The organism is Bosea sp. RAC05 (assembly GCF_001713455.1).
In the GTDB taxonomy this organism is placed as follows: domain Bacteria; phylum Pseudomonadota; class Alphaproteobacteria; order Rhizobiales; family Beijerinckiaceae; genus Allobosea.
In genome coordinates, this window is the sequence record NZ_CP016464.1 from 4,408,562 (window position 1) to 4,431,988 (window position 23,427).

Genomic DNA, 23,427 nt, shown 5'->3' on the forward strand with positions numbered 1-23,427 from the left:
ACCCGGAACCCACGACCGGACGAGCCCATGCCCACCGTCATTGCGAGGAGCGCCAGCGACGAAGCAATCCAGGAGCGGCAGAGTTCGGCGCTTGTCTGGATTGCTTCGCTGCGCTCGCAATGACGGGACAGCCTCACCCGGTCGTGGGTTCCGGGTTCATCGCTGCGCGATGCCCCCGAATGACAATTGTGAGCGCAGGTGATCATTCCACCGACACCCTGGGATCGGCGATGCCGTAAAGCACGTCCACGGTCAGGTTCACCACGACGAAGATCGAGGCCATCAGCAGCACGAAGCCCTGCACCGGCGCGTAGTCGGAGGAGAGCAGCGCATCGAGCGCGTAGGAAGCGACTCCGGGCCAGGAGAACACCTTCTCGACCAGGACATTGGCGCCGAGCATGGTCGAGAACACGATGCCGGCGATGGTCAGAACCGGCAAAAGCGCGTTCCTGAGCGCGTAGGTGACGATGACCTTGGCCGGTGGCAGGCCGAGCGAACGCGCCGTGCGGACGAAATCGCTGCCGAGCGAGGCCAGCATCGCCGCCCGCGTGATGCGCGCCAGTGGTGCCACCACGAACAGCGCCATCGTCATCGCTGGCAGCACGAGCTGCGCCGCCGCGGCGCGCCAGCCCTCCCAGTCGCCCGCCAGCGCGAAGTCGATCAGCAGGAAGCCGGTCAGTCGCGGCGGCAGCGAGGTGAAGATGTCGACGCGGCCGGTCGGATCGGGCGCCAAGCCCAGCAGGTAGTAGAAGGCATAGATCAGCAAAAGCCCCGAGACGAAGGTCGGCACGCAGACGCCGAGCGCGCAGATGAAGCGCACGACATGGTCGATCCAGGAGCCCTGCCGCAGCGCCGCCGCGACGCCGAGCGGGATCGCCGTCAGGAGCGCGATCAGCAGCGCCGAGAAGGTCAGCTCCAGAGAGGCCGGCAGCCGAGACCTCAGATCCGCCAGCACCGGCTGCCCGGTCGTCAGCGAGCGGCCGAGATTGCCCGAGCCGATGTCGCCGAGATAGCGCAGCAGCTGCTCGGGCACCGGCTTGTCGAGGCCCATCTGCTTGCGGATCATCTCGATCTCTTCCTTGCCCGCAGTGGGCCCGGAGGCGAAGAACACCGCCGGATCGCCCGGCAGCACCCGCATCAGCAGGAAGGTGAAGACCAGCACGCCAAACAGCGCCGGCAGCGACGAGGCGAAGCGCCAGCCGGCCCGTTTGGCGGTGGTGGAGAGTTGCGACATGGGTTCTCGCTCGCCTGGCTCACCCCTGCAGCGTCATCCTGGCCAAGCCGCAAAGCGGCGCGGGCCGGGATCCATCCGAGGGCACTGTCGTGCTTTACGATGGATCCTGGGACTTCGCTGACGCGAAGCCCAGGATGACGTCGTAGGTTGTCGAGCCACTCAGGCCGATATCACTTCCGGCTCAGATCCCGGAAGTCGATCTGGCGGTGGTACTGGTAGACATAGCCTTCGATCGAGGGCGCCATCACCGCGTCCTGCGAGGGCTGCCAGAGCGGGATCTGCGGCATCAGCTCGAAATGCCGCGTGTTCAGCTGCTTGCCCAGCGCCGCATACTTGGCCGCATCCGGCTCGAAACGGGCGGCCTGCGCCCATTCCGTGATCTGGGCGTCGTTCAGCGAGGAGTAGTTCCAGCGGATCGGGCCGATGTAGAAGTTGCGGTAGAAGTAATCCATCGAGGGCAGCCAGGCGACGATGCCCTCGGTGAAGAACGGCACCTTCTTCTCGTTGATCAGCGTCGACATCTGCGCATCCGGCAGCTTCTGGATGTCGACCTTGATGCCGATCTTGGCGAGCGATTCCTTCAGCAGCGCCGCCATCGGCTCGGCCGTGCCGGCCTGGCCGACATTGAAGGAGAAGGTCGTCGAGAACCCGTCGGGGAAGCCCGCCGCGGTCAGCAGCTTCTTGGCCTCGACGAGGTCGGTCTTCACCGGCTGCGGGATCGGGAAGGTTGCGCCCGTCGGGGCCTGGCCGTCCGCCCAGGTCGCGCCGTAGAGCGGCGCGCCGCGCCCGAACAGCGCCGCCTTGAACATGTCCTCATAGGGCAGCGCAGCCGCGATCGCCTTGCGCACCTCGATCTTGTCGAAGGGCGGCATCTGGTTGTTGAACGAGACGAAGGTGATGGCGTTGTACTGCGGGGTCGAGATGACCTTCAGCTTGGCCTTCTTCTCGAGATCGGCGGCGTCCGTCGCCTGCAGGTCGATGGCGATGTCGGCATCGCCCTTCTCGACCAGGTTGGCGCGGGTCGCCGCCTCGGGGATCGTCTGGGTGATGATGCGCTTGAAGGCGGCGGGCTTCTCGGCCGAGCCGCGGTTCCAGTCCGGATTGCGGCGCAGGATCGTGGTCTCGCCCGGCTTGAAGCTCTCGATGATGTAGGCGCCCGAGCCCGCGGTGTTCTCCTTCAGCCAGGCGAGCGCCCAGGGATCTTCGGCTGTCGCCTTCGACTTGGCGAGCTTGGAGTTGAAGATCACCGGATAGACCACGGCGAGGTTGGCGAGCGCCAGCTTGTCGGGCTTGGGCAGCGTGACTTCGAAGGTATGGGCGTCGACGACCTTGAACTGGTCGGGGCTGGTCAGCGAGCCGGTCAGGAGCTGGCCCTTGCCGAGCACATTGGCGGTCACGGCGCGGTCGAGCGACCACTTCACGTCATCGGCCGTCACCGGCGTCCCGTCGTGGAACTTGGCGTCCTTGCGCAGGATGAAGGTGATCTTCAGCCCGTCGGGGCTGACCGTGTAGCTCTCGGCGAGCTCCGGCTTGAAGGTATCGAGATCGAAGACCCATTTGCCGTCGAGCTGCTTCTTGCCGAACGAGAGCAGGCGGTCATAGGTCAGGAGCGAGAGGCCGAAGGCCTCGCGGGTCGAGCCGGGGATGTTGGGGTCGAGCGTGTTGATCGCAGCGCCGGTGACGTGGCGCAGCGTCTCGGCGCGGGTCTGGGCCAGCGCAGGCAGGGCCGTGGATGCCAGCAGCGCCGCCACCAGGCCGGCGTTCCTCAGGATGCTCATGTTTGATCCCCTCGTTTTTATGGTTGCAGGCGACAGGTTGGTTCCGAACGGAACAGGATGCAAGCCCGGTGCCATGCAGGCCCGTATCACCCGCCCCGCGCCGGGGAGCGCAGCACCGCCTGCGGCACGTCGTAGGCCTGGAACTCCTGCCAGAGCGTCTCGATGTCGGCCCGGAACAGCCCGCGCGTCAGACCCGAGACCAGCTTCGGCACGGCGGTGGTCATCGCATTGATCGAGGAGCCCGAGGCGCCGAAGCTCATCGTCGAGGCGATGCTGAACAGATGGATGTCGGCGATCCAGGGCGTCGCGCCGGGCACGCGCTCGCTCAGCGCATAATCGTCGCCGAGATAGGGAAAGCGCGCCAGCCGCTCGTCCCGTTCGGCCGCCGGCGGCGTGTAGCGGTCGCCCCAGGAGGCGATGTTGCCGGCAAAGCGCGCGAGCTCCGGCCGCGCGGCGAGGTCGATCTCGATGCCCGACGCGCAGATCACGAAATCCGCCGTGCCAGAGCCCGACGGCGTCGCCAGTTCGACCCCGCCCGGACCGTCGATGGCGCTGACGACGGGCGATCCCAGGTGCAGCCGGAACGCCGCGTGGTCGGCGCAACGGTCATAGGTCGCCTGCGGGAAGCCTTCGCGCAGCCCCAGCACCGCGCTCATGAAGCGCCAGCGCCAGGCGTCGTCGAGATCGCCGAGATGGCGTAGGAAGCCCCGGAAGGTCAGCCAGCGATAGGGCTGCACCACCTGAATGTCCTTGCGCCGGCAGAGCAGGTGAACCTCAGCAGCCCCGGCTTCGAGCGCGGTCGCGGCATTGTCGAAGGCCGAGGCCCCGGCGCCGATCACCGCCACGCGCTTTCCCGCCAGCGCCGTAAAGTCGATGGCTTGCGCGCAATGCGCCCGGCGCTGCGCCGGCAGGGCTGCGATCGGGGCCGGCAGGCTCCAGTCGCCCATGCTCTCCTGGCCGGTGGCGAGCACGACCTTGCGCGCATAGAGCCGGCTCTCGACGCCCCGGCTGCGCACGGTCACCGCCAGCAGACCCTCGGCCGGCGCGATGTCGATGACCTCGGCCTCGTTGCGCACCGGCAGGCCGGTGACATGGCGGAACCAGTCGAGATAATCCGCCCAGTGCCCCTTCGGGATCAGGGCAAGCTCGTCCCAGCTGTCGGCGCCGAACTTCGCCTCGTGCCAGGACTGGTAGGTCAGGCAGGGCATGTCGAGGTCGGGGCCGGTGAAGTCCTTCGGGCTGCGCAGCGTGTGCATGCGCGCATAGGTCCGCCAGGGCCCCTCCTGCCCGGCCGGGGCCTTGTCCAGCACCAGGATATTGTCGACGCGCGAGCGCAAGAGCCCGAAGGCCGTGGCGAGGCCGGACTGGCCGCCGCCGACGATGACGACGTCATGGGCCGACTGGCCGTCCGGGCCGGTCACGGGCTTCAGCCAGGGCGCACGCGGATGGGCGGTGCGGGCGAGATCGGCCGCGACGCGGCTTTCGAGCAGGGAGAGACCGTCATGTTTCATGTCGTCCCTCGATGCAGCGTTCATGCCGTCCATCACGCCCTCCATCGCCGGCGTCAGGCCGCCAGCCAGCCGCCATCGACGACCATCGTGGTGCCCGTGCTGAAGGATGAGGCATCGCTGGCGAGATAGAGGGCGGCCTGCGCGACCTCCTCCGCCCGGCCGAAGCGCTTCATCGCATGGCGGCTGCGCGAGGCCTCGCGCACCGGCTCCGGATCGGCATGGCGGGCGAAGCTGCGCCGCAGCATCGGCGTGTCGATCGCGCCCGGCGCGATCGCGTTCACGCGGATGCCGTCCGCTGCATAGTCCAGCGCCATCGTCCGCGTCAGCGAGAGGATCGCGCCCTTGGCCGCGATGTAGGCGCTGTTGCCGCGCCCGCCGGCCAGCGCGAGCTGCGAGGCGAAGGTGACGATCGCCCCGCCGCCGCGGGCCTGCATCAGCGGGATCGCGGCGCGTGCGAACAGGAAGGTGCCGCCGACATTGGCGCGGAACACGGCATCCCAATCGTCCGGCGCCGTCGTCGTCACGGTGCCGCCGCAGGAGAAACCCGCCGCCGTCACCAGCACGTCGGGCCCGCCGAAGCGCGAGGCGCAGGCCGCGACCGCCGCCTCCGCGAAACCGGGAGCGCCGACATCGCCGCACTGGATGATCGCCGCGCCCCCCGCAGCCGCGATCTGCGCCTGCGTCCCGGCGAGCCCGGCCTCGTCGCGGTCGATCAGCGCGAGCTGCGCTCCCTCGGTGGCGAACAGAAGCGCGATCGCCTGGCCGATGCCGGAGCCCGCGCCCGTCACCAGTGCCGTCTTGCCGGCGAGTTTCATCGTCCCGTCTCCATGGTCCGTCCGTGACTGTGCCACCAGGCGGCGAGCCGGTCGGCCGAGTCCAGCCCCTCCGTCTTCGCCGCCCAGCCGAGGTCCTGCGCGATCCGGGCCACCGCCATCGGCGCACGGTCGGAGGGGCCGTGGAAATCGATCGTCGCCACCTCGCCCGGCTCCGCCAACCGGCAGACGAAGCCGGGAAAGGCCTGCGCCAGCCGCCGGCCCCAATCGAGCAGCGTGAAGCGCCGGCCGGTCGAGACATTGTAGACGCCATGGCCCAGCTTCTCGGCCGCCGCCACCGCCAGCACGGCATCCGCCACGTCGGGCGCGTAGATCCAGTCGCGCAGGCCCGGCCGCGGCAGGATCGCCGGCTGCCCCGCCACCGCCGCCGCCAGGACCTGGCAATGCGGGCTCAGCGTGTCGCGCACGCCGGTTGCATGCTCCCAGGGGCCGAAGACGCCGCTCAGCCGCAGGCTGACGACGTCGAGCCCCCAGAGATCGCCGAGCCGCGCCCCGACGCGCTCGCTCGCCCATTTGGTGATGGCATAAAGCCCGACCGGGTCGCCCGGCGTCGCCTCGTCGAGTTCGGGCAGGCGCTCGCCGGCCGCGCCATAGGCGGCCGCCGAGCTCAGATTGACCACCCGCCTCACCCCCGCCGCCCGCGCCGCCGCCAGGATCGGCACCTGCGCAAGCAGATTGACCTTCAGCGTCGTCGCCGGGTCGCTCGCGTCCCGCTCGCGCCCGGCCGTGATCGCCGCGCCCATGACCACGAGATCCGTCCCGGCCGACACCGCCGACGCCACCGCGGCCTCGTCGGTGACGTCGCCCGCCAGCGCGGTAAAATGACCCGGCAGGGCGGCGAAGGCGTCAGTGGCCGCCACGGGGATCGGCGAGCGGTCGAAGGCCACGACCTCGTGGCCAGCCCGCAGCAGCGTCTCCGCGATGTTGAGGCCGACGAAGCCGGCGCCGCCGAAGATCAGGGTTCTCACGGTTGGCCTCACGCAGCGGGAGGGGCTCCGCCGGCGGCGGAACAGGACGGGCGGGTTCACGCCCCGGTTCCGTCGTCGGACAGCCGGGAGCGCCATGAGCTAAGGCCGCCGCCGGGACCGCCGCAAGCCCGTATCCTGCGGGGGCGCCTGCGGATTCGGCACGTCCCGGCGCATTGCAAGGCACCGCCTCATGGGCTAGGCGTCCCCTCATCACCCTTCGGCCCCGTCCCAGCACTGGCCTTGCGCGTCCTCGCAGGGCGTGGCGCGCCATCGCCCTGCGGCGCCGACATGACCATCGTTGAGAGGAGCCTGCCATGGCCCGGAAGAAATCGAAGCCGCTCGAGGCCGAGTTCGTGATGTTCGACGTCGTCTATGTCGACGGTTCGCGCCGCTCCAACCGGCGCGTGCCGACGGAACTGCTCGGCGGCCTCGACGGCGACGAGCCGGCCCGCGACGCCATCATGGAGCAGGACCGGATCATCGCCGAGAAGTCCGGCATGCCCCCGCTCGAGATCGCCAGCCTGACGCGTTCGGGCAAGCCCATCGAGAAGCCGGCGCGCAAGGCCGGCTGAACGGCGCCTCGCCTGCAGCCGAAGCCCAGCGGCGACACGGCTGCAACCACGGCCGACGTATTGCTGGATGTATCGCTGTTTGTCTTGACCTGTAGGAGGTCCTGCATTTTAGTCCGATCAGCCTTTGGGAGGCTGCAAAAAGGGACAAGAAATGCGTACCATTCTGATTGTCGGAGCTCTGGCGGCTGTGCTTGCCGGCTGCCAGACGGCGCAGGAATCGCTCGCTGACGCCGAGATCACCTGCGAGTCGCAGGGCTTCCGCCCCGGCACCCGCGCCTATCAGCAGTGCCGCTCCGCCAATTACGTGGAGAACCGCCGCGCCTCGAACGAAGCCAGCAGCGCCGTTGCGGCCGGCGTCGCCGCCGGTGTCGTCGGTGGCGCGATCGCGGCCTCGGCCAATCGCGGCTATTACCGCCGCGGCTATTACTACGGCGGCCCCGGCTACTGGTGGTGAGCCTGCGCGCCTCCCGCTGCGGGGGGCGCGAGGAACGAGCCGACGAAAAAAGCCCTGCCGCAGCGATGCGGCAGGGCTTCTCTTTGGGGTGGAGCGTGACGCGCGCTCAGCGCTTGGCAGCGCGACGGCGCGCCGGCGCGCTGTCGCTGGTCGTGGCCGAGGCGATCAGCGAGCCGATCACATAGACGGCGATGCCGACGCCGATGATCGCCGCGATCGGCTCGCGCTCGGCGCGATGGGCGATCACACGCCCGCCGAAATCGGCATAGTCGCGCGCCTGGGCCGCATAATCCCGCGCCTGATCCCGCGCCGTGCCGGACTGGCTGCGCAGCCAGCTCTCGCCGCTCTTCAGCAGGCCCTCGCCGGTGTCGGCGGCCTCGCTGCCATAGCCCTGCAGCAGGCGGCTCCAGCGGCCGAAATCGGGCTGGTAGCGCGCGTAGCGGGGCTGCGAGGAGCCGCGCATCGTCGCCCAGGCGATCAGGCCGACGCTGAGCGCACCCAGTCCGAAAGCCGCCAGCGGATGGCGCTCGACGGCGCCCTTCACGGCCTCGCCGCCCTCGCGCGCCATCTCGATCGGATCGGCCTCGGTCAGCGCGTCCTTGGCGCGATAGTAGCCGTCGCGGACGGACTCGGTCGCCTTGTCGGCGAGATGCGCCGCCTTGGCGCGCACGGTGCCGACGGCGCCCTCGATATCCTCGCGCGCATCATTAATGTCCCTGGGAACATCGGGCGGAAAGCTGTTCATGGTCGCCATGGCGAAAGTCTCCATCATGCGGTTGGGCGGAGGGCACGGGCGGAAGCGTCGGCCCGCGATGCCTCGTGAGCTGATGGAAACAGAACCGGCCATCGCCGACAGAGTTCCCTCCCGATGAAGAAAGGCTCGCCTCTGCCGGCCGGGGAGACTGTCCGAAACACTTGCGGCCAGCCTGCGGCAGCCGCGGCCATGACGAGGCCGCGATTGCCTGCGACAAGCCCGCTTCATTCCTTGCGACGAAAGGAGACGCTCATGGACATCCAGCACCTCCTGATCCGGCAGCCCGGCGTGCTGTCCGATCCCGAATGGATCGCGCTCGAGAGCATCGGCGAGGAGACCTCGCGCTTCGTCTTCGACGATTCGATGCTCCACCTGCTCGAGGACCGCGGCCTCGTCGAGACCGCGGGCCAGCGCTGGCGCATCACGGAGAGCGGCCAGCGCCGCCTGAGCGAGCGCGCCGGCTGAAGCCGGCAGCGCAGCGGTGACATCAGGGCCGGCTCGCGCCTCGCGCGGGCCGGCCCTTTTCATGACGAAGCGCCCCTTCTGGACATCGCCGGGGGCCGTTCCCATTCTCCGGGGCGAAACCCCGATCATGCCGACCCCGGCGCACAGAGAGCAGCATGGCCAAACCCGTCAGCATCACCGTCTCCCATGAACTGGGCCGTGAAGGGGCCGTGGCCCGTCTGCGCGACGGCATCGATCGCATCCGCGACCGGCTCGGCATGGTGAAGATGCAGCTCGTCGAGGAACGCTGGGAGGGCGACAGCCTGCATTTCGGCGTCGCGGCCCTCGGCTACACCGTCCGCGGCCGGCTCGACGTGGAACAGGCTCTGGTCCGGGTCGAGGTGATGCTGCCCTGGATGCTCGCCATGTTCGCCGAGAAGCTCAAGATCGGCGTCGAGAAACAGGGGCAGGTCCTGCTGGAGAAGCCGCGCGCCTGACCGCCCAGGGGGCGGAGCTGTCGCCAGGCTGAACTGGCCTCCGCGGCGCCGCGGCCCCTGATGCCAGACCGCATCCGACTGGTTGAAATCGCAGGGTGCGGCCGCCATGGTCGAGCCCGCCCCCGACATCCACCCTCCTCTCGCGCACCATCTGGGAGAACCATGCATCACGGCCCGCTGATCGCCATTCTCGTCGCGGGCCTCGGCCTGGCCTTCGTCTTTGGCGCGCTCGCCCACAAGCTGCGCATCTCGCCGCTGGTCGGCTATCTCGTCGCGGGTGTCGCCGTCGGCCCCTTCACGCCCGGTTTCGTCGCCGACCAGAACCTCGCCAACGAGCTCGCCGAAATCGGCGTCATCCTGCTGATGTTCGGCGTCGGCCTGCATTTCTCGCTGAAGGACCTGCTCTCGGTGAAGGCGATCGCCGTGCCCGGCGCCATCGTCCAGATCGGCACCGCCACGCTGCTCGGCATGGTGCTCGGCCTGCTGATGGGCTGGGGCTGGGTCGCGGGGCTGGTCTTCGGCCTCGCCCTCTCCGTGGCGAGCACGGTCGTGCTGCTGCGGGCCCTGCAGGAGCGCCGTCTCGTCCAGAGCGAAAAGGGCAAGATCGCCGTCGGCTGGCTGATCGTGGAAGACCTGGCCATGGTGCTGGCGCTGGTCATGATCCCCGCCGTCGCCGACGCCGTCCGGGGCGCCCAGCCCGGCATCCCCTCGCCGCTGTCGGGCCAGTTCGATCTCGGCCTCTGGGGCGTGCTCGGCTTCACCCTGATGAAGGTCGTCGCCTTCATCGCCTTCATGCTCGTCGTCGGCCGGCGCGTCATCCCCTGGATCCTGCACTGGGTCGCCCATACCGGCTCGCGCGAGCTGTTCCGCCTCGCCGTGCTGGCGGTGGCGCTCGGCGTCGCCTTCATCGCGGCCAGCCTGTTCGGCGTCTCCTTCGCGCTCGGCGCCTTCTTCGCCGGCATGATCCTGAGCGAATCCCCGCTGAGCCAGCGCGCGGCCGAGGAATCGCTGCCGCTGCGCGATGCCTTCGCGGTGCTCTTCTTCGTCTCGGTCGGCATGCTGTTCGACCCCGCGATCCTGCTGCGGGCGCCCGGCCCGCTGCTGGCGACGCTGGCGATCATCCTCATCGGCAAGTCGCTTGCCGCCTGGCTGATCGTGCGCGCCTTCGGCAAGTCGAACGGCGTGGCGCTGACCATCTCGGCCTCGCTGGCGCAGATCGGCGAGTTCTCCTTCATCCTGGCGGGGCTCGGCGTCTCCCTGGCGCTGCTGCCGCCCCAGGGGCGCGACCTCATCCTGGCCGGCGCGATCCTCTCGATCCTGCTGAACCCGGTCCTGTTCGCGCTGGTCGACCGCTTCGCCGGCGAGCCCGCGGCCGCCGCCAAGGCCAAGCCCGGTCCGGGTCCTGGCGCCGATCCGCCCCAACCCGCGCCGGCTCCCGAGGCCACGCCCGATCTCGACATCGTGCCAACGGCGCTGTCCGACCACATGATCGTGGTCGGCTATGGCCGCGTCGGCGCGCTGCTGGGCGCCGGGCTGCTGGCGCGCGGCGAGAAGCTGCTGGTGATCGAGGAACAGGGCGACGCCGTCGCCACGGCACGCCGCGACGGCGCCGAACTCCTGCGCGGCAACGCGGCGGACCCGGCGGTGCTCGCCGCGGCGGGGCTGGCGCGGGCGAAGCGCCTCTTCGTCGCCATTCCGCAGAGCTTCGAGGCCGGGCAGGTCTGCGAACAGGCGCGGCGCGACAACCCGGCCCTGCCGATCGTCGCCCGCGCCCATTCGGATGCCGAGGTCGCGCATCTGACGCGCTGCGGCGCGACGCTGACGATCATGGGCGAAGCCGAGATCGCCCGCGCCATGCTGGCGCTGTGCGGGGCGGGAGAACCGCCGCAGGCGCAGGACGCGACGCCAGCGGGGTGACGCGAAGGATCGTCGGATGCGGAACCAAGACCGTCATCCTGGGCGGCCGCAGGCCGTCCCGGGATCCATCATAGAACTCGACAGGGCCCTATGAGGGATCCCGGCCTGCGCCGCTCCGCGGCTGGTCCAGGATGACGGGGTCCGTCGCGACCGGTGCCCAGGCTGATCCTCAGACCATCTCGAACTTGATGTCCTGCGCGCCCTCCCAGAGCGTCTTGCGGCCGAGCGTGTAGAGGTTCTCCAGCCCCGAGGTCAGGGTGATGAAGTGGTTGCCGGCGAGCTGGCCCATCTTGCTGGCGAAATGCACGCCGCCATAGGCGAGCAGAATCTCGGTCTCGCTGATGCCGCCCGGATAGAGGATGATCTGGCCCGGCGCCGGATAGCTGGTGTGGTTCTCGTAGCCGACACCGAAATCGAGATCGCCGAGCGGCATCCAGACGCCCTCGCCGCTCCAGCGCACATGCACGATCTTGCTGGTGAACGGCATGTGCCGAAGGAAGGCGGCGCAGGTCTTGGGCGCGTTCTCGAGCTCGAGCTTGGCTTCGAAGGTGAAGGGGCCGGCGGTGACGATGAGCTGGGACATGCGGGTTGCGCCTCTGAGATGGATGCCGTTACCGCCGGGAAACGCCCTCCGGGGCCGCGCCGCGAGACGGTAGGATAAGATTATTTGTGAAATAATCTTATCCAGACTACCCTAGCATAAGGAGGTGCGCCATGGCGACAATGACGATTTCCTTGCCCGATCCGATGAAGGAATGGATCGAGGCCCAGATCAGGCAGGGCGAATATGCCAGCACCAGCGACTATGTGCGCGACCTCGTCAGGCGGGATCGCGAGCGACGCGCCCACCCCGAACTGACCCTGGCCGATCTCCAGCGCATCGTGGCGGAATCGCGTGCCAGCGGCACCAGCGACAAGACACTGCCGGACATTCTGGCGCAGGCGAAACGCGCGGCGGAGGGCAAGGCCGGCCGCAATGGCTGAATTCGTCCTGACGAAACGAGCGGAGGCCGATCTCTACGACCTCGCCCTGTTCGGCCTGGAACGGTTCGGCGAACGACAGGTCGAAGCCTATCTCGCCGAACTCGATCACGTCTTCAGCCTGCTGGCTGACCATCCACGCATGGGCCGCCGGGCTGAGGCGATCGCGCCAGGTGTGCGGCGCCACGAGCATCGCGCGCACGTCATCCTCTATGAAGAGATGCAGACTGGCGTCCGGATCCTCGCCGTCATTCACGGCAGCAGCCTGAGCAGACTGACGCTGTGACAGCGCTCGGCCGCTACGAGAACGCCGCCTTCAGGTCGAGGGTCCCGACCTGTCCGATCGCTTCGTAATTGCGCTTCAGCCAGCGCTTGGCCGCAGCCCGGCCGATGTCGCGCAGACGCAGCAGGAAATCCCAGTCCGCGTTGAGCCGCGAGGAGGAGGTCATCTCCGCCAGCGGCGGGCCGCCGTCGATCCGGTGCATCAGCACGCGCTTGTACTCGGTCTTGTCGAGCTTGCCGCCATCGACCAGCCGGTTGACGAAGTCGATCGCGCGCAGCTCGCGCAGCAGCGAAGCGTTAAAGGTGATTTCGTTCAGCCGGTCCTGAATGTCGCGCGCCTTGGTCGGCAGGTCCTTGCGCAGCAGCGGGTTGATCTGCACCAGCAGGATGTCGTCGCCCGCCGCCTCGTAGAACAGCGGGAAGAGCGCCGGATTGCCCATATAGCCGCCGTCCCAATAGGCCTCCTTGCCGATCTCGACCGCCTGGAACAGCATCGGCAGGCAGGCCGAGGCCATCAGATGGTCGGGCGTCAGCTCCGGGCCGTTGAACAGCCTGATCTTGCCGGTGCGGACATTGGTGGCGGCGATGAAGAGCTTCACCTGCGTGCAGGCGCGCACCTTGTCGAAATCGATCAGGTCCGCGATCACGCCGCGCAGCGGATTGATGTTGAGCGGGTTGATGTCGTAGGGGCTCGCCACCTTCGAGAACATCTCGAACCAGATCATGCCCGGCGGCACGCCGTTGGAGCCGCCCCAGGCACCCAGCATCGTGTCGATCAGCGAGCGCTCCGAACCGCCATATTTGCCGTCGACGCTGATCGCCCGCCAGAACGCCTCGAGCTTGCCGCGCGCACCGTCCGCGCCGCCCTCGATCCAGCCCTCCGCCAGCACGACCGCGTTCATCGCCCCGGCGCTGGTGCCCGACAGGGCCTCGATGGCGAGCCGCCCGTCTTCGAGGATCGCGTCGAGCACGCCCCAGGTGAAGGCGCCATGCGCGCCTCCGCCCTGCAGGGCGAGCGAGACCGATTTCCGCGCCTTCGGGCCGGCGAGCCCGAGACGGGGCGCCGCCGCCGTCTTGCGGCCGCTCACGCGGCGGTCCAGCCGCCATCCATCGGCAGCGTCGTGCCGGTGATGGACTTGGCCGCGTCGGTGCAGAGGAAGACGGCGAGCGCCGCGACCTGCTCGACCGTGACGAACTCCTTGGTCGGCTGCGCCGTCAGCAGCACGTCGTTGATGACCTGCTCCTTGGTCAGCCCGCGCGCCTTCATCGTGTCGGGGATCTGCTTCTCGACCAGCGGCGTCCAGACATAGCCGGGCGCGATCGCGTTCACCGTGATGCCCTTGGTCGCGACCTCGAGCGCCACCGTCTTGGTGAAGCCGGCGATGCCGTGCTTGGCGGCGACATAGGCGGACTTGAAGGGCGAGGCGACGAAGGCATGCGCCGAGGCGGTGTTGATGATCCGGCCCCAGCCCTTCGCCTTCATCTTCGGCAGCGCGGCGCGGGTGGTGTGGAAGGCCGAGGACAGGTTGATCGCGATGATCTGGTCCCATTTCGCCAGCGGGAACTCGTCCACCGGCGCGACATGCTGGATGCCGGCATTGTTGACGAGGATGTCGACCGCCCCGAACTCGGCCTCCGCCTGCGCGATGAAGCCGGCGATCTCCTCGGGCTTGGTCATGTCGGCAGCCGAGAACAGCACCTTGACGCCGAACTCGTTGGCCAGCTCGGAGCGCAGCTTCTCGGCTTCGTCGGCCGGCAGGATGCCGTTGATGACGAGATGGGCCCCTTCCTTGGCCAGCGCCCTCGCATAGGCGAGCCCGATGCCCGAGGTCGAACCGGTGATGGCAGCCGCGCGGTCTTTGAGAAACATCGGCGTCAAGGCTCCTGACAATCGCTTCGAAAATGCTTAGGTTCGGGCCGGACAGGGCAGCGCCGCCGCGGCGCGACCGCCCGGACAGGAACGCGCGCACGTTGCCCGATGACCCTTCGCAACGCAACATGACCAAAATGCAGCCGCACGCCCACAGCCATGGCGATCATGACCATGCCTCCCACGATGACGGCGGGTGCCGGCACGCCCATGATCACCGCACCCATGCGGCGCAAGCCCTGGCCCGGGCCGAGCAGATCTGCCGCGAGCGCGGCCTGCGCCTGACGCCGATCCGCGCCAAGGCGCTGCAGGCGCTCCATGCCGATCACCGCCCCGTCGGAGCCTATGATCTCGCCGACCGCATCTCGCCGGAGGGCGGGCGGCGCCTCGCTCCGATCTCGATCTATCGCGCGCTTGATTTCCTGGTCGAGCAGGGCTTCGTGCACCGCCTCTCCTCGCGCAACGCCTATGTCGCCTGCCTGCACGGCCATGGCGCCGACGAGGTCGTCGCCTTCCTGATCTGCGAGGCCTGCGGCGGCGTCGACGAGGATTCCTCGCCCGCGATGAAGCAGGCCGTCGCCGCCATCGCCCAGTCACGCCAGTTTGCACCCTCCCATCAGGTCGTCGAGATCGTCGGGCGCTGCGAGCATTGCCGGAACCTGCAATCATGAGCGGATCGCACGAGACGGAGCACGGCCGATGAACGAGCGGGCCCTTCCCTGCCTGGGTGCCGAACAGTCCGGGCCGCAGCCACGGCACCTGACCGTGCCCGTGCGCGTCGGCAACGTGCTGGTCGGCGGCGGCGCGCCGATCGTCGTCCAGTCGATGACCAACACCGACACCGCAGACATCGCCGGCACCGTCGCGCAGGTCGCCGCGCTGGCCCGGCAGGGCTCCGAGCTCGTCCGCATCACCGTGGACCGGGACGAGGCTGCGGCCGCCGTGCCGAAGATCCGCGAACGGCTCGACCGTATCGGCATCGACGTGCCGTTGATCGGCGACTTCCACTACATCGGCCACAAGCTGCTGGCGGAGCATCCCGCCTGCGCCGAGGCCCTGGCGAAATACCGCATCAACCCCGGCAATGTCGGCTTCAAGGACAAGAAGGACCGCCAGTTCGGCCAGATCGTCGAACTCGCGATCAAGCATGGCAAGGCGGTCCGCATCGGCGCCAACTGGGGCTCGCTCGACCAGGAACTGCTGACCGCGCTGATGGACGAGAACGCGCTCCAGCCGCGCCCGCTCGACGCCCGCGCCATCATGCGCGAGGCGATGGTCCAGTCCGCCCTGCTCTCGGCCGTGCGGGCCGAGGAGATCGGGCTGGGCAAGGACCAGATCATCCTCTCCGCCAAGGTCTCGGGCGTGCAGGACCTGATCACGGTCTACCGCATGCTGGCGCAGCGCTCCGACTACGCCATCCATCTCGGCCTCACCGAGGCCGGCATGGGCTCCAAGGGCATCGTCGCCTCCTCGGCGGCGCTCGGCATCCTCCTGCAGGAGGGGATCGGCGACACGATCCGCTTCTCGCTGACGCCCGAGCCCGGCGGCGATCGCACGCTCGAGGTCAAGGCGGCGCAGGAACTGCTCCAGACCATGGGCTTCCGCGCCTTCGTGCCGCAGGTCGCGGCCTGCCCCGGCTGCGGGCGCACCACCTCGACCGTGTTCCAGGAGCTCGCCCGCGACATCCAGGACTGGATCGCTGGCTCGATGCAGGACTGGAAGACGCGCTATCCCGGCGTCGAGGCGCTGAACGTCGCGGTGATGGGCTGCATCGTCAACGGGCCGGGCGAATCGAAGCACGCCGATATCGGCATTTCCCTGCCGGGCACCGGCGAGGAGCCGACCGCCCCGGTCTTCGTCGACGGCAAGAAGGTCAAGACGCTGCGCGGCCCCGGCATCGCCGCCGAATTCAAAACGATGGTCGAGGATTACGTCACGCAACGCTACGGCCGGCGTGTCGATGCGGCGGAATAGCGACGCGGCAGGACAGCGGCCCTGTGCCGAATGCATGACAGTGCCTTTGCGTGATCACGGCATTGTGCTAGAGGCCCCGGCCTTTCGCTGCAGCGCAGCGCGCGCGGAGATCCCCGATGGGGCATGACCTGACGAATCCTCCGACCCCTCAGGGGGAGGATTCCCGTTTCGGCCTGGACAACGGACAGAACGGGCAGCACGGCCCGTCCAAGCACAGCCATGGCAGCTATGCCGCGCTGGCGCTGGGCGCGCTCGGCGTCGTCTATGGCGACATCGGCACGAGCCCGCTCTACGCGCTGCGCGAGACCGTCCTGGCCGCCACCGGCGCGGCCTCGGGTGGCCATGGCGGCGGAAGCGCCGTCATGCTGGCGGCCCCGGTTCCGCGCGAGGTCATCATCGGCGTGCTGTCGCTGATCCTGTGGTCGCTGGTGATCGTGGTGACGCTCAAATACGTCGTCCTGCTGCTCAGCGCCGACAACAACGGCGAGGGCGGCACGCTCACCCTCGTCGCCCTGGCGCAGCGCGCGCTCGGGCGCATGCGCGGCGGCGTCGTGCTCTTCCTCGGCATGGCCGGCGCTGCCCTGTTCTACGGCGATGCCGTCATCACCCCGGCGATTTCGGTTCTCTCGGCGGTGGAGGGCATCAAGCTCGTGACGCCGGCGCTGAACGACTATGTCGTGATGATCGCCTCGGGCATCCTAATCGCGCTGTTCCTGGTCCAGAGCCGCGGCACGGCGAAGGTGGCGAATTTCTTCGGCCCGCTGATGATGATCTGGTTCCTGACCCTGGCGGGGCTGGGCATCTACCACATCGCCGACGATGTCGGCGTCTTCGCCTCGATCAACCCCTATTGGGGCTTCCGCTTCTTCTACGACCATCCCGGCGTCTCGCTGGCCGTGCTCGGCTCGGTCTGTCTGGCGGTCACCGGGGCGGAGGCGCTCTATGCCGATATGGGCCATTTCGGCCGCGGGCCGATCCGCAGCGCCTGGATCTGGATGGTCTTCCCCGCCCTCTGGCTGAACTATCTCGGCCAGGGCGCGCTGATCCTGTCCGACCCGACCGCGATCGACAACCCGTTCTACAAGCTGGCTCCGGACGGCTTCATCCTGCCGCTCGTGATCATGGCGACGATCGCCACCATCATCGCCAGCCAGGCGGTGATCACCGGCGCCTTCTCGCTGACCCGCCAGGCGATCCAGCTCGGCCTGCTGCCGCGCCTCGAGATCCGCCACACCTCCGAGACCACCTCCGGGCAGATCTACATCCCGCGCATCAACATGATGCTGCTGGTCGTCGTGCTGCTGCTGGTCTGGACCTTCCGGACCTCGTCGAACCTCTCCCACGCCTATGGCATCTCGGTCTTCGGCGCGATGATGGTGGATTCGCTGCTGGCCTTCATCGTGATCTGGAAGGGCTGGCGCTGGTCGCTGGCCGCGACGCTCGCCGTGGTCGCGCCCTTCCTGATCATCGACGTGGCCTTCTTCTCGGCCAACATGCTGAAGCTCTTCAGCGGCGGCTATGTCCCGGTGCTGCTGGCTGTCATCCTCGTCGTCCTGATGTGGACCTGGGTGCGCGGCACCAAGATCCTCTTCGACAAGACCCGCAAGACCGACGTGCCGCTGCTCGAGCTCGTCGGCATGCTCTCCAAGAGCCCGCCCTACCGGGTCAAGGGCATGGCCGTGTTCCTGACCAGCGACCCCGAGACCGCGCCGGCCTCGCTGCTGCACAACCTCAAGCACAACAAGGTCCTGCACGAGCGCAACGTCATCCTCACCGTGCGCTCGGCCGACACGCCGCGCGTCGCCGAGGAGGAGCGCGTGCGCCTCTCCCGCATCACCGACGACTTCTGGCGGGTCGATCTGGTCTATGGCTACATGGAGAGCCCGAACGTGCCCAAGGGGCTGGCCGTGCTGCGCAAGCAGGGCTTCAAGTTCGACATCATGTCGACCTCGTTCTTCCTCTCGCGCCGCTCGATCAAGGCCTCGCCGCAATCGGGCATGCCGGTCTGGCAGGACAACCTCTACATCTCGCTGACCAAGAGCGCGACCGACGCCACGAGCTTCTTCCAGATCCCGACCGGCCGCGTCGTCGAGGTCGGGACTCAGGTCACGGTGTAACAGCTCGCCGTCATTGCGAGCGTAGCGAAGCAATCCAGAGCCGCAGCGCTCGACGTCCCCTGGATTGTTTCGCTACGCTCGCAATGACGGCCTAAAGTCAATCAATCCGCGCCGCCGTCTCCGGCAACTTCCGCACGCGCTCGCGATAGAGCAGGTAGAGGCCGGAGGAGATGACGATCGTCGCGCCGGCGAAGGTCCAGCCATCCGGGAACTGGCCGAAGACGAACCAGCCCAGCACGATCATCCAGACGATCTGCGAATAGATGAAGGGCGCCAGCACGGTTGCCGGCGCGAGCCGGTGCGCCAGGATCAGCAGCCAGTGGCCGAAGCCGCCGAGCAGCCCGGTCCCCAGCAGGATCGCCCAGGCAAGCGGCGTCTGCGGCATCGACCAGACGAAGGGGATCACCGGCAGCATGACGAGCGTCCCGGCGACGCCGGAATAGACCATCGTCGTCTCGGGCGGATCATGGGCGGCGAGCTGGCGCGTCGCGAGCACATAGAAGCTGTAGCAGATGCAGCCGAAGACGCTGAGGATCGCAGCCGGATGCATGCCGCCGAAGCCCGGCCGCGTGATCACCAGCACGCCGAGGAAGCCGACCGCGATTGCCGCCATGCGGCGCGGCCCCGGCCATTCGCCGAGCAGGGGTCCCGCCACCAGCGCCACCAGCAGCGGTCCCGCGAACATGATCGAGACGGTCTCCGCGAGCTGGAGATACTTGATCGCGATGAAGTTGAGGACGGTCGAGCCGAGCAGCAGCAGCGACCGCACGCCCTGCAGCACCGGCCGCTTCGTCCGCAGCACGCCCGGCCGGCTCCACGGATTCAGCAGCACCAGCACCAGCACCATGCTGCCGGCATAGCGCACGAACACCGTCTGCAGCGGGTCCATATGCGCCGAGAGCCATTTGGCGCTGGCGTCGAGCAGGGCGAAGAACAGCATCGCGCCGCAGATCAGCCCGATGGCGATCAGCCGCGAGCGGCGCGTTTCCGGAAGATGGCTGGAGGCGGCGGGCAATTCGGGTCCGTCGAGGGGCGGCGAGAATGGCCGCGCCAGAGTGGACCGATTTGCGCCGGCGGGCCAGCGGCACGACGCATGCGCTCCATGCGCCGCCCGGGTTCGGCGGCGGCGGCGTGTGCCGGCTCAGGCGTCGCTGTCGGCCTCGTCGCCATCCGCTTCGGCGTCGTCCACGTCGACACCGGCCTTGGAGAGGCCCTTGGCGGCCTTGCGCAGCAGCCGGCGCAACTGCTTGCGCTCCTTGCCGTCGAGACGGTCGAGCAGTTCCTCCTCGACCTGCGTCCAGACCGCATCGAGCGCCTGCGCCGTCTTGTGGCCGCTCTCGGTGAGGGCGACCTGCACGAGACGCCCGTCGCGGCCGCCGCCCTCGCGCGTCACCAGCCCCTGCAGCGACAGCCGGCCAATGGTCTTGGAGACGGTCGGCGGCTTGACCCTGAGCAGCGAGGCGAGCTCGCCCATCGTCATCGGCGCGGGCTGCAAGGCCTTCAGCGCCTGCTCCTGGCCCGGGAAGAGGCCTAGCGCGTTGAGACGTTCGCCCATGCGGGCGCGGTGCAGGCGCGCGGTGACGAGCAAGGCCCGGCCGACGCTCTTTTCGAGTGCCTTGGTCATCTCGCGCGATCCCCAGCTCAACCTCGGTCTCGATCCTTATGCGGATCAGGAAGTCGCTTCGCCGGCTGCCTGTTCGCGCGCCAAGATGACAGTGTGATGACAGCCTTCGCGGCCGCTGTCACAGTGCCCGCATCCGCTCCGTCACCGAAGCCAGGAAGGCCGCCCGACTCTCCGGCGTCGCCCGGTTCATGTCGTAATGGGCGAGATAGCGCGGCCGCGCCGTCGGGTGGCAGACCGCCCGCAGCACCCGGCAGACCGCCTTGCGCGGCGGGTCGCCCATCAGAAAGGCGCGCCAGCGCGTGCCGCCATAGGTGGTGACGGCGACGAGCTTGCGGATGGTCCAGAGATTGGGCCGGACCTTGCCATCGACCAGCTTGAAGGAGATGCCGGGCAGGAAGACGCGGTCGAAGAAGCCCTTCAGGATCGCCGGATAGCCGAAATTCCAGACCGGGAAGCACAGCACCAGCGCCTCGGCCGCCTGCACCCGGGCGACATAGCCGGCGACGGGATCGGTGTTCGTGGCGAGGTCATGATAGCCGACACGCTCGGCCCGGCTCAGCAGCGGATCGAAGCCCTCCGCATAGAGATCGCAGTCGTCGACCTCGTGTCCAGCCGCCATCAGGGTCTCGACCACCGCGGCATGCAGCGCGGCGCCGTAGCTCTCGGGATTGGGATGGGCATAGAGGACGAGCACGCGCATCCTTAGCCGACCCCGGCTTCGGACAGGCTGCGGAACAGGAAGGTGCCGCCCGCACGGTAGTCATAGGAGGGGTCTTCCCAGGCGATCATCTTGCCCGGGTTGAGCAGGCCCTGCGGGTCCGCCTCGCGCTTGAAGGCGAGCTGCGCCTCGTCGGTCTGCTTCATGCCGCCCTCCTCCAGCGTGTAGCGGTGCGGATTGAAGATCGGCGCGCCCATCTCCTCATGGATCGTCATGATCTCCTCCAGTCGCTCCTCCGTGGTGAAGCGCACCAGCGGCAGGCCGAAGCAGGTGACCTTGCCGTCGAAGCGGACGAATTCGAGATGGCAGATCACCTCGTCCCCGAAGCGGGCATGGATGGCCTCGACCAACTCGACTTGGTTGGGGAAGGGATAGAGAACCTGCAGATAGGTGATCGCAGGATCGACCCGCAGCGCCCGCAGCGTGGTGTGGTTCCAGCCCAGCTCGTAAGCCGGCGGCAGGCCCTTCGCTTCTTCCGGCGACAGCTTGTCCGAGCGGAGCAGCAGCTCCGCGCCCTTGAAGCGCCGCGCATAGGCCGCGAGCGACTCGACCGCGAAATCGGCGACCATGACGATGACGAGATGGCTGTCGCGCGGCAGGAACTTGCGGTGGCGCAGGAAATAGTCGTGCGGCGCCGGCGCTGCGACGACGCAGAGGTTCTTCAGCGCCAGCCCGTCCTGCTCGCCGAGGCTGTTGGCGAACTCGGTCGCCGCGCGCAGGGTGGGAAAGCCCAGGATCGCATCGACCCACTCATAGGCCGGCCCGAGCGGCATCTCGACCTGGGTGATGATGCCGTTGGTGCCATAGGCATGGGCGACCTTGTGCAGGTCCTCGCCCTGCAATTCGAGGATGCGTGGGCTTGCCTCCATCGTCGCGACCCTCAGCCGGATGATGTTGCCCCAGTCGCGCAACCCCCCCCATTTGATCGATCCGACGCCGCCCGAGCCGCCGGCGATGAAGCCGCCGATCGAGGCCGTCTGGTAGGTCGAGGGGTGCAGCCGCAATTCCTGCCGCGAATGGGCCCGCGTCTGCTCGTCGATCCGGGCCATGATCGCACCGGGCTCCGCGACATAGCGGCCGGGCGCGATGTCGAGCACCTTGTCGAAGCCCGAGAGATCGAGCAGCACCCCGCCCGAGAGCGGCATGGCCTGTCCGTAATTGCCGGTCCCCGTGCCGCGCGGCGTCACGGGGATGCCGAGTTCGTGGCAGGCGGCGAGCACCTCCAGCACCTGCGCCTCGCTTGTCGGCGAGACCACGAGGTCTGCGGTGACATGGTCGAGCTGCCGCTTCAGCACCGGCGAGTACCAGAAGAAGTCGCGGCTCTTCTGCTTCACCAGCGCCGGATTATCCTCGCTGCGGATCGCGCCGAGGCGGGCCTTGAGCGCGGCGATGTCGTAGCGGGTGGTCATGTGATGCGGCTCCACCGTCATGCTCGCCCTTGTGGCGAGCATCCACGCCTTGAACTCAGGTCTCGACAAACGAAGACGTGGATGGTCGGGACAAGCCCGACCATGACGGTCAGGGCGAACAAGAGACTCACGACCGCCCGCCCATCAGATGATCCAGCTCGCGATGGTCCGGCAGGGTCGTGTCGATCGCGCGGCCGGCGACCAGCACCGTGCGGTCCGACTGCGGACGGGCGAAGAACTCGGTCCAGTCCCGCGCCCGGGTCAGGATCAGGTCGGCCGGGCCGCCGGGCGACAGCACGCCCTTCCCGTCCAGCCCCATGATGGATGCTGGCGTCCGCGCCACCGCATTGGCCCAGTCGGTCCCGGCATGGTCGAGCTGGAGGATGCGGGTGCCCTCGCGCAGCACCTCGATCAGGTCGAGATCGCCATAGGCGTAGAACGGGTCGCGGGTGTTGTCCGACGCGATCATCACCGGCACGCCCGCCGCCTTCAGCTCATGCAGCGCGGTGACGCCGCGCCAGCGCGGGGTGCGGCCGGGCGTCCTGTCCTGCAGATACATGTTGCACATCGGCAGCGAGACCACCGCGATGCCGGCCTCCCTGACCTTGGCGATGATGCGCGCCTCGGCCTGCGGCTCCTGCAGCGCCAGCGAGCAGCAGTGCCCGGCCAGGATCTTGCCCGTGAAGCGATGCCGCATCGCCGCGTCCGCAATGTGCTCCAGCGAGCGCGCGGCGGGGTCGTTGGTCTCGTCGACATGGAAATCGAGATCGAAGCCGTTCTCGATCGCGGTGCGGAAGATCACGTCCAGCGCAGCGTCGAGTTCGGGGATCATGTAGCTGACGCAGCCGAACAGGCGGTCGCCATGCGCCTTCACCGCCGCGACCACGTCGCGAACATGGGCCGCATCCAGCGCGAACTGGATGCCGAAGAGCGGCGAGCCCTGGATCGCGATCCGCCCGGCCCATTCCGCCCGCAGCTCCGCCAGCACCGGCCAGGAAAGGCCGATCTGCTTTCCGAGCGAATCGATATGCGTCCGCACGGCCACCGTGCCATGCGCCAGGGCGCAGCGCAGGCCGAACGCCATCCGCGCGCGGACATCGCTGGCCGACCAGTTCGCCTCGCGGTCGGCCATCACGCTGTTCAGCGCGCCCATGAAGCTGCCATCGGGATTGCGCTGCCGCGGCCAGATATGGCCCTTGTCGAGATGGACATGGCAGTCGACCAGGCGCGGCAGCACGATGCCGCCGTCGAGATCGAGCACAGGGCCGTCCTGCAGCCCCTCCGTGCCTGCCGGCAGGATAGAGGCGATCCGCCCCTCCTCAACCGCAAGGTCGACCAGCGTCAGCCCGTCGCGGTCGGCGGCGAGCCCGCCCGCCGCGACGAGACAGAGCGGCACGCGGGCCTGCGTCAGACGAAATGACGGCGCGGACGGCACAGCGGCGAAACCGGTACTCACGGGAACAGCATCTCCATCGGCCTCGCCATGCACG

Annotated in this window: 24 protein-coding genes; 10 read left to right on the forward strand and 14 right to left on the reverse strand. The window is 68.5% G+C overall.

Annotated elements, in window-relative coordinates:
- Nucleotides 1-202 precede the first annotated feature (202 nt).
- From BSY19_RS24410 to BSY19_RS24430, 5 genes are all read right to left on the reverse strand, one after another.
- Complete coding sequence (locus BSY19_RS24410) at nt 203-1,234, reverse strand: ABC transporter permease (protein WP_069056428.1); 1,032 nt, start codon at nt 1,232-1,234, stop codon at nt 203-205.
- 170 nt (nt 1,235-1,404) lie between these two features.
- On the reverse strand, nt 1,405-3,012 hold the full coding sequence (locus BSY19_RS24415; RefSeq protein WP_069056429.1) for an ABC transporter substrate-binding protein: 1,608 nt from the start codon (nt 3,010-3,012) through the stop codon (nt 1,405-1,407).
- A gap of 86 nt (nt 3,013-3,098) precedes the next feature.
- Nucleotides 3,099-4,523, reverse strand: a complete 1,425-nt coding sequence (locus BSY19_RS24420; RefSeq protein WP_069057366.1) for an FAD/NAD(P)-binding protein — start codon at nt 4,521-4,523, stop codon at nt 3,099-3,101.
- 53 nt (nt 4,524-4,576) lie between these two features.
- Complete coding sequence (locus BSY19_RS24425; RefSeq protein WP_069056430.1) at nt 4,577-5,338, reverse strand: SDR family oxidoreductase; 762 nt, start codon at nt 5,336-5,338, stop codon at nt 4,577-4,579.
- Nucleotides 5,335-6,324, reverse strand: a complete 990-nt coding sequence (locus BSY19_RS24430; RefSeq protein ID WP_069056431.1) for an NAD-dependent epimerase/dehydratase family protein — start codon at nt 6,322-6,324, stop codon at nt 5,335-5,337. Before BSY19_RS24430 ends, BSY19_RS24425 begins: the two co-directional genes overlap by 4 nt.
- Before the next feature lie 314 nt (nt 6,325-6,638).
- On the opposite strand from BSY19_RS24430, the gene BSY19_RS24435 reads away from it, so the two are divergent.
- Both BSY19_RS24435 and BSY19_RS24440 read left to right on the forward strand, forming a co-directional pair.
- Complete coding sequence (locus BSY19_RS24435; RefSeq protein WP_069056432.1) at nt 6,639-6,896, forward strand: hypothetical protein; 258 nt, start codon at nt 6,639-6,641, stop codon at nt 6,894-6,896.
- A 151-nt stretch (nt 6,897-7,047) separates the two neighbouring features.
- Nucleotides 7,048-7,350, forward strand: coding sequence for a hypothetical protein (locus BSY19_RS24440; protein ID WP_069056433.1), 303 nt, complete (start codon nt 7,048-7,050; stop codon nt 7,348-7,350).
- A 106-nt stretch (nt 7,351-7,456) separates the two neighbouring features.
- Here the strand turns inward: BSY19_RS24440 and BSY19_RS24445 are convergent, their stop codons facing one another.
- Entirely contained in the window at nt 7,457-8,104 is a 648-nt protein-coding gene (locus tag BSY19_RS24445; protein WP_069056434.1) for a hypothetical protein, read from the reverse strand.
- Between the two features lie 252 nt (nt 8,105-8,356).
- Here BSY19_RS24445 and BSY19_RS24450 point away from each other — a divergent pair, with 252 nt between their 5' ends.
- The 3 genes from BSY19_RS24450 to BSY19_RS24460 all read left to right on the forward strand — a co-directional run bounded on the left by BSY19_RS24450 (nt 8,357) and on the right by BSY19_RS24460 (nt 10,962).
- Nucleotides 8,357-8,569 (forward strand): hypothetical protein, encoded by a 213-nt coding sequence (locus BSY19_RS24450; protein ID WP_069056435.1) that lies wholly within the window; start codon nt 8,357-8,359, stop codon nt 8,567-8,569.
- Nucleotides 8,570-8,724: 155 nt separating this feature from the next.
- Nucleotides 8,725-9,045: a polyhydroxyalkanoic acid system family protein gene (locus BSY19_RS24455; RefSeq protein WP_069056436.1), complete on the forward strand. Its 321-nt coding sequence runs from the start codon at nt 8,725-8,727 to the stop codon at nt 9,043-9,045.
- Nucleotides 9,046-9,207: 162 nt separating this feature from the next.
- Entirely contained in the window at nt 9,208-10,962 is a 1,755-nt protein-coding gene (locus BSY19_RS24460; protein ID WP_069056437.1) for a cation:proton antiporter domain-containing protein, read from the forward strand.
- 169 nt (nt 10,963-11,131) lie between these two features.
- Here the strand turns inward: BSY19_RS24460 and BSY19_RS24465 are convergent, their stop codons facing one another.
- Nucleotides 11,132-11,545 carry a DUF3830 family protein gene (locus BSY19_RS24465; RefSeq protein WP_069056438.1) on the reverse strand — a complete coding sequence of 138 codons (414 nt, stop codon included), beginning with the start codon at nt 11,543-11,545 and terminating at the stop codon, nt 11,132-11,134.
- A 131-nt stretch (nt 11,546-11,676) separates the two neighbouring features.
- Here BSY19_RS24465 and BSY19_RS24470 point away from each other — a divergent pair, with 131 nt between their 5' ends.
- A complete protein-coding gene (locus tag BSY19_RS24470) occupies nt 11,677-11,946 on the forward strand; it encodes a type II toxin-antitoxin system ParD family antitoxin (protein WP_069056439.1) in 270 nt (89 codons plus the stop codon).
- Nucleotides 11,939-12,229, forward strand: coding sequence for a type II toxin-antitoxin system RelE/ParE family toxin (locus BSY19_RS24475; RefSeq protein WP_069056440.1), 291 nt, complete (start codon nt 11,939-11,941; stop codon nt 12,227-12,229). Before BSY19_RS24470 ends, BSY19_RS24475 begins: the two co-directional genes overlap by 8 nt.
- A 13-nt stretch (nt 12,230-12,242) precedes the next feature.
- Here BSY19_RS24475 and BSY19_RS24480 read toward each other — a convergent pair whose 3' ends face one another.
- A complete protein-coding gene (locus BSY19_RS24480) occupies nt 12,243-13,313 on the reverse strand; it encodes a patatin-like phospholipase family protein (protein WP_069056441.1) in 1,071 nt (356 codons plus the stop codon).
- Nucleotides 13,310-14,095, reverse strand: coding sequence for a 3-hydroxybutyrate dehydrogenase (locus tag BSY19_RS24485; RefSeq protein ID WP_069056442.1), 786 nt, complete (start codon nt 14,093-14,095; stop codon nt 13,310-13,312). Before BSY19_RS24485 ends, BSY19_RS24480 begins: the two co-directional genes overlap by 4 nt.
- 128 nt (nt 14,096-14,223) lie before the next feature.
- On the opposite strand from BSY19_RS24485, the gene BSY19_RS24490 reads away from it, so the two are divergent.
- From BSY19_RS24490 to BSY19_RS24500, 3 genes are all read left to right on the forward strand, one after another.
- Nucleotides 14,224-14,766, forward strand: a complete 543-nt coding sequence (locus BSY19_RS24490; RefSeq protein ID WP_236840445.1) for a transcriptional repressor — start codon at nt 14,224-14,226, stop codon at nt 14,764-14,766.
- A 28-nt stretch (nt 14,767-14,794) separates the two neighbouring features.
- The gene (ispG, locus tag BSY19_RS24495; RefSeq protein ID WP_069056443.1) at nt 14,795-16,069 is read left to right on the forward strand and encodes a flavodoxin-dependent (E)-4-hydroxy-3-methylbut-2-enyl-diphosphate synthase; all 1,275 of its coding nucleotides are present in this window, start codon (nt 14,795-14,797) and stop codon (nt 16,067-16,069) included.
- Between the two features lie 173 nt (nt 16,070-16,242).
- The gene (locus BSY19_RS24500) at nt 16,243-18,186 is read left to right on the forward strand and encodes a potassium transporter Kup (protein WP_069057368.1); all 1,944 of its coding nucleotides are present in this window, start codon (nt 16,243-16,245) and stop codon (nt 18,184-18,186) included.
- 97 nt (nt 18,187-18,283) lie between these two features.
- Here the strand turns inward: BSY19_RS24500 and BSY19_RS24505 are convergent, their stop codons facing one another.
- The 5 genes from BSY19_RS24505 to BSY19_RS24525 form a co-directional block, all read right to left on the reverse strand.
- Nucleotides 18,284-19,201 (reverse strand): DMT family transporter, encoded by a 918-nt coding sequence (locus BSY19_RS24505; protein WP_069056444.1) that lies wholly within the window; start codon nt 19,199-19,201, stop codon nt 18,284-18,286.
- 126 nt (nt 19,202-19,327) lie between these two features.
- A complete protein-coding gene (locus tag BSY19_RS24510) occupies nt 19,328-19,810 on the reverse strand; it encodes a MarR family winged helix-turn-helix transcriptional regulator (protein ID WP_069056445.1) in 483 nt (160 codons plus the stop codon).
- A 118-nt stretch (nt 19,811-19,928) separates the two neighbouring features.
- Nucleotides 19,929-20,510 (reverse strand): NAD(P)H-dependent oxidoreductase, encoded by a 582-nt coding sequence (locus BSY19_RS24515; protein WP_069056446.1) that lies wholly within the window; start codon nt 20,508-20,510, stop codon nt 19,929-19,931.
- Between the two features lie 2 nt (nt 20,511-20,512).
- Complete coding sequence (locus BSY19_RS24520; RefSeq protein ID WP_069057369.1) at nt 20,513-21,937, reverse strand: FAD-binding oxidoreductase; 1,425 nt, start codon at nt 21,935-21,937, stop codon at nt 20,513-20,515.
- Between the two features lie 127 nt (nt 21,938-22,064).
- A complete protein-coding gene (locus BSY19_RS24525; RefSeq protein ID WP_069056447.1) occupies nt 22,065-23,393 on the reverse strand; it encodes a cytosine deaminase in 1,329 nt (442 codons plus the stop codon).
- Between the last annotated feature and the right edge of the window lie 34 nt (nt 23,394-23,427).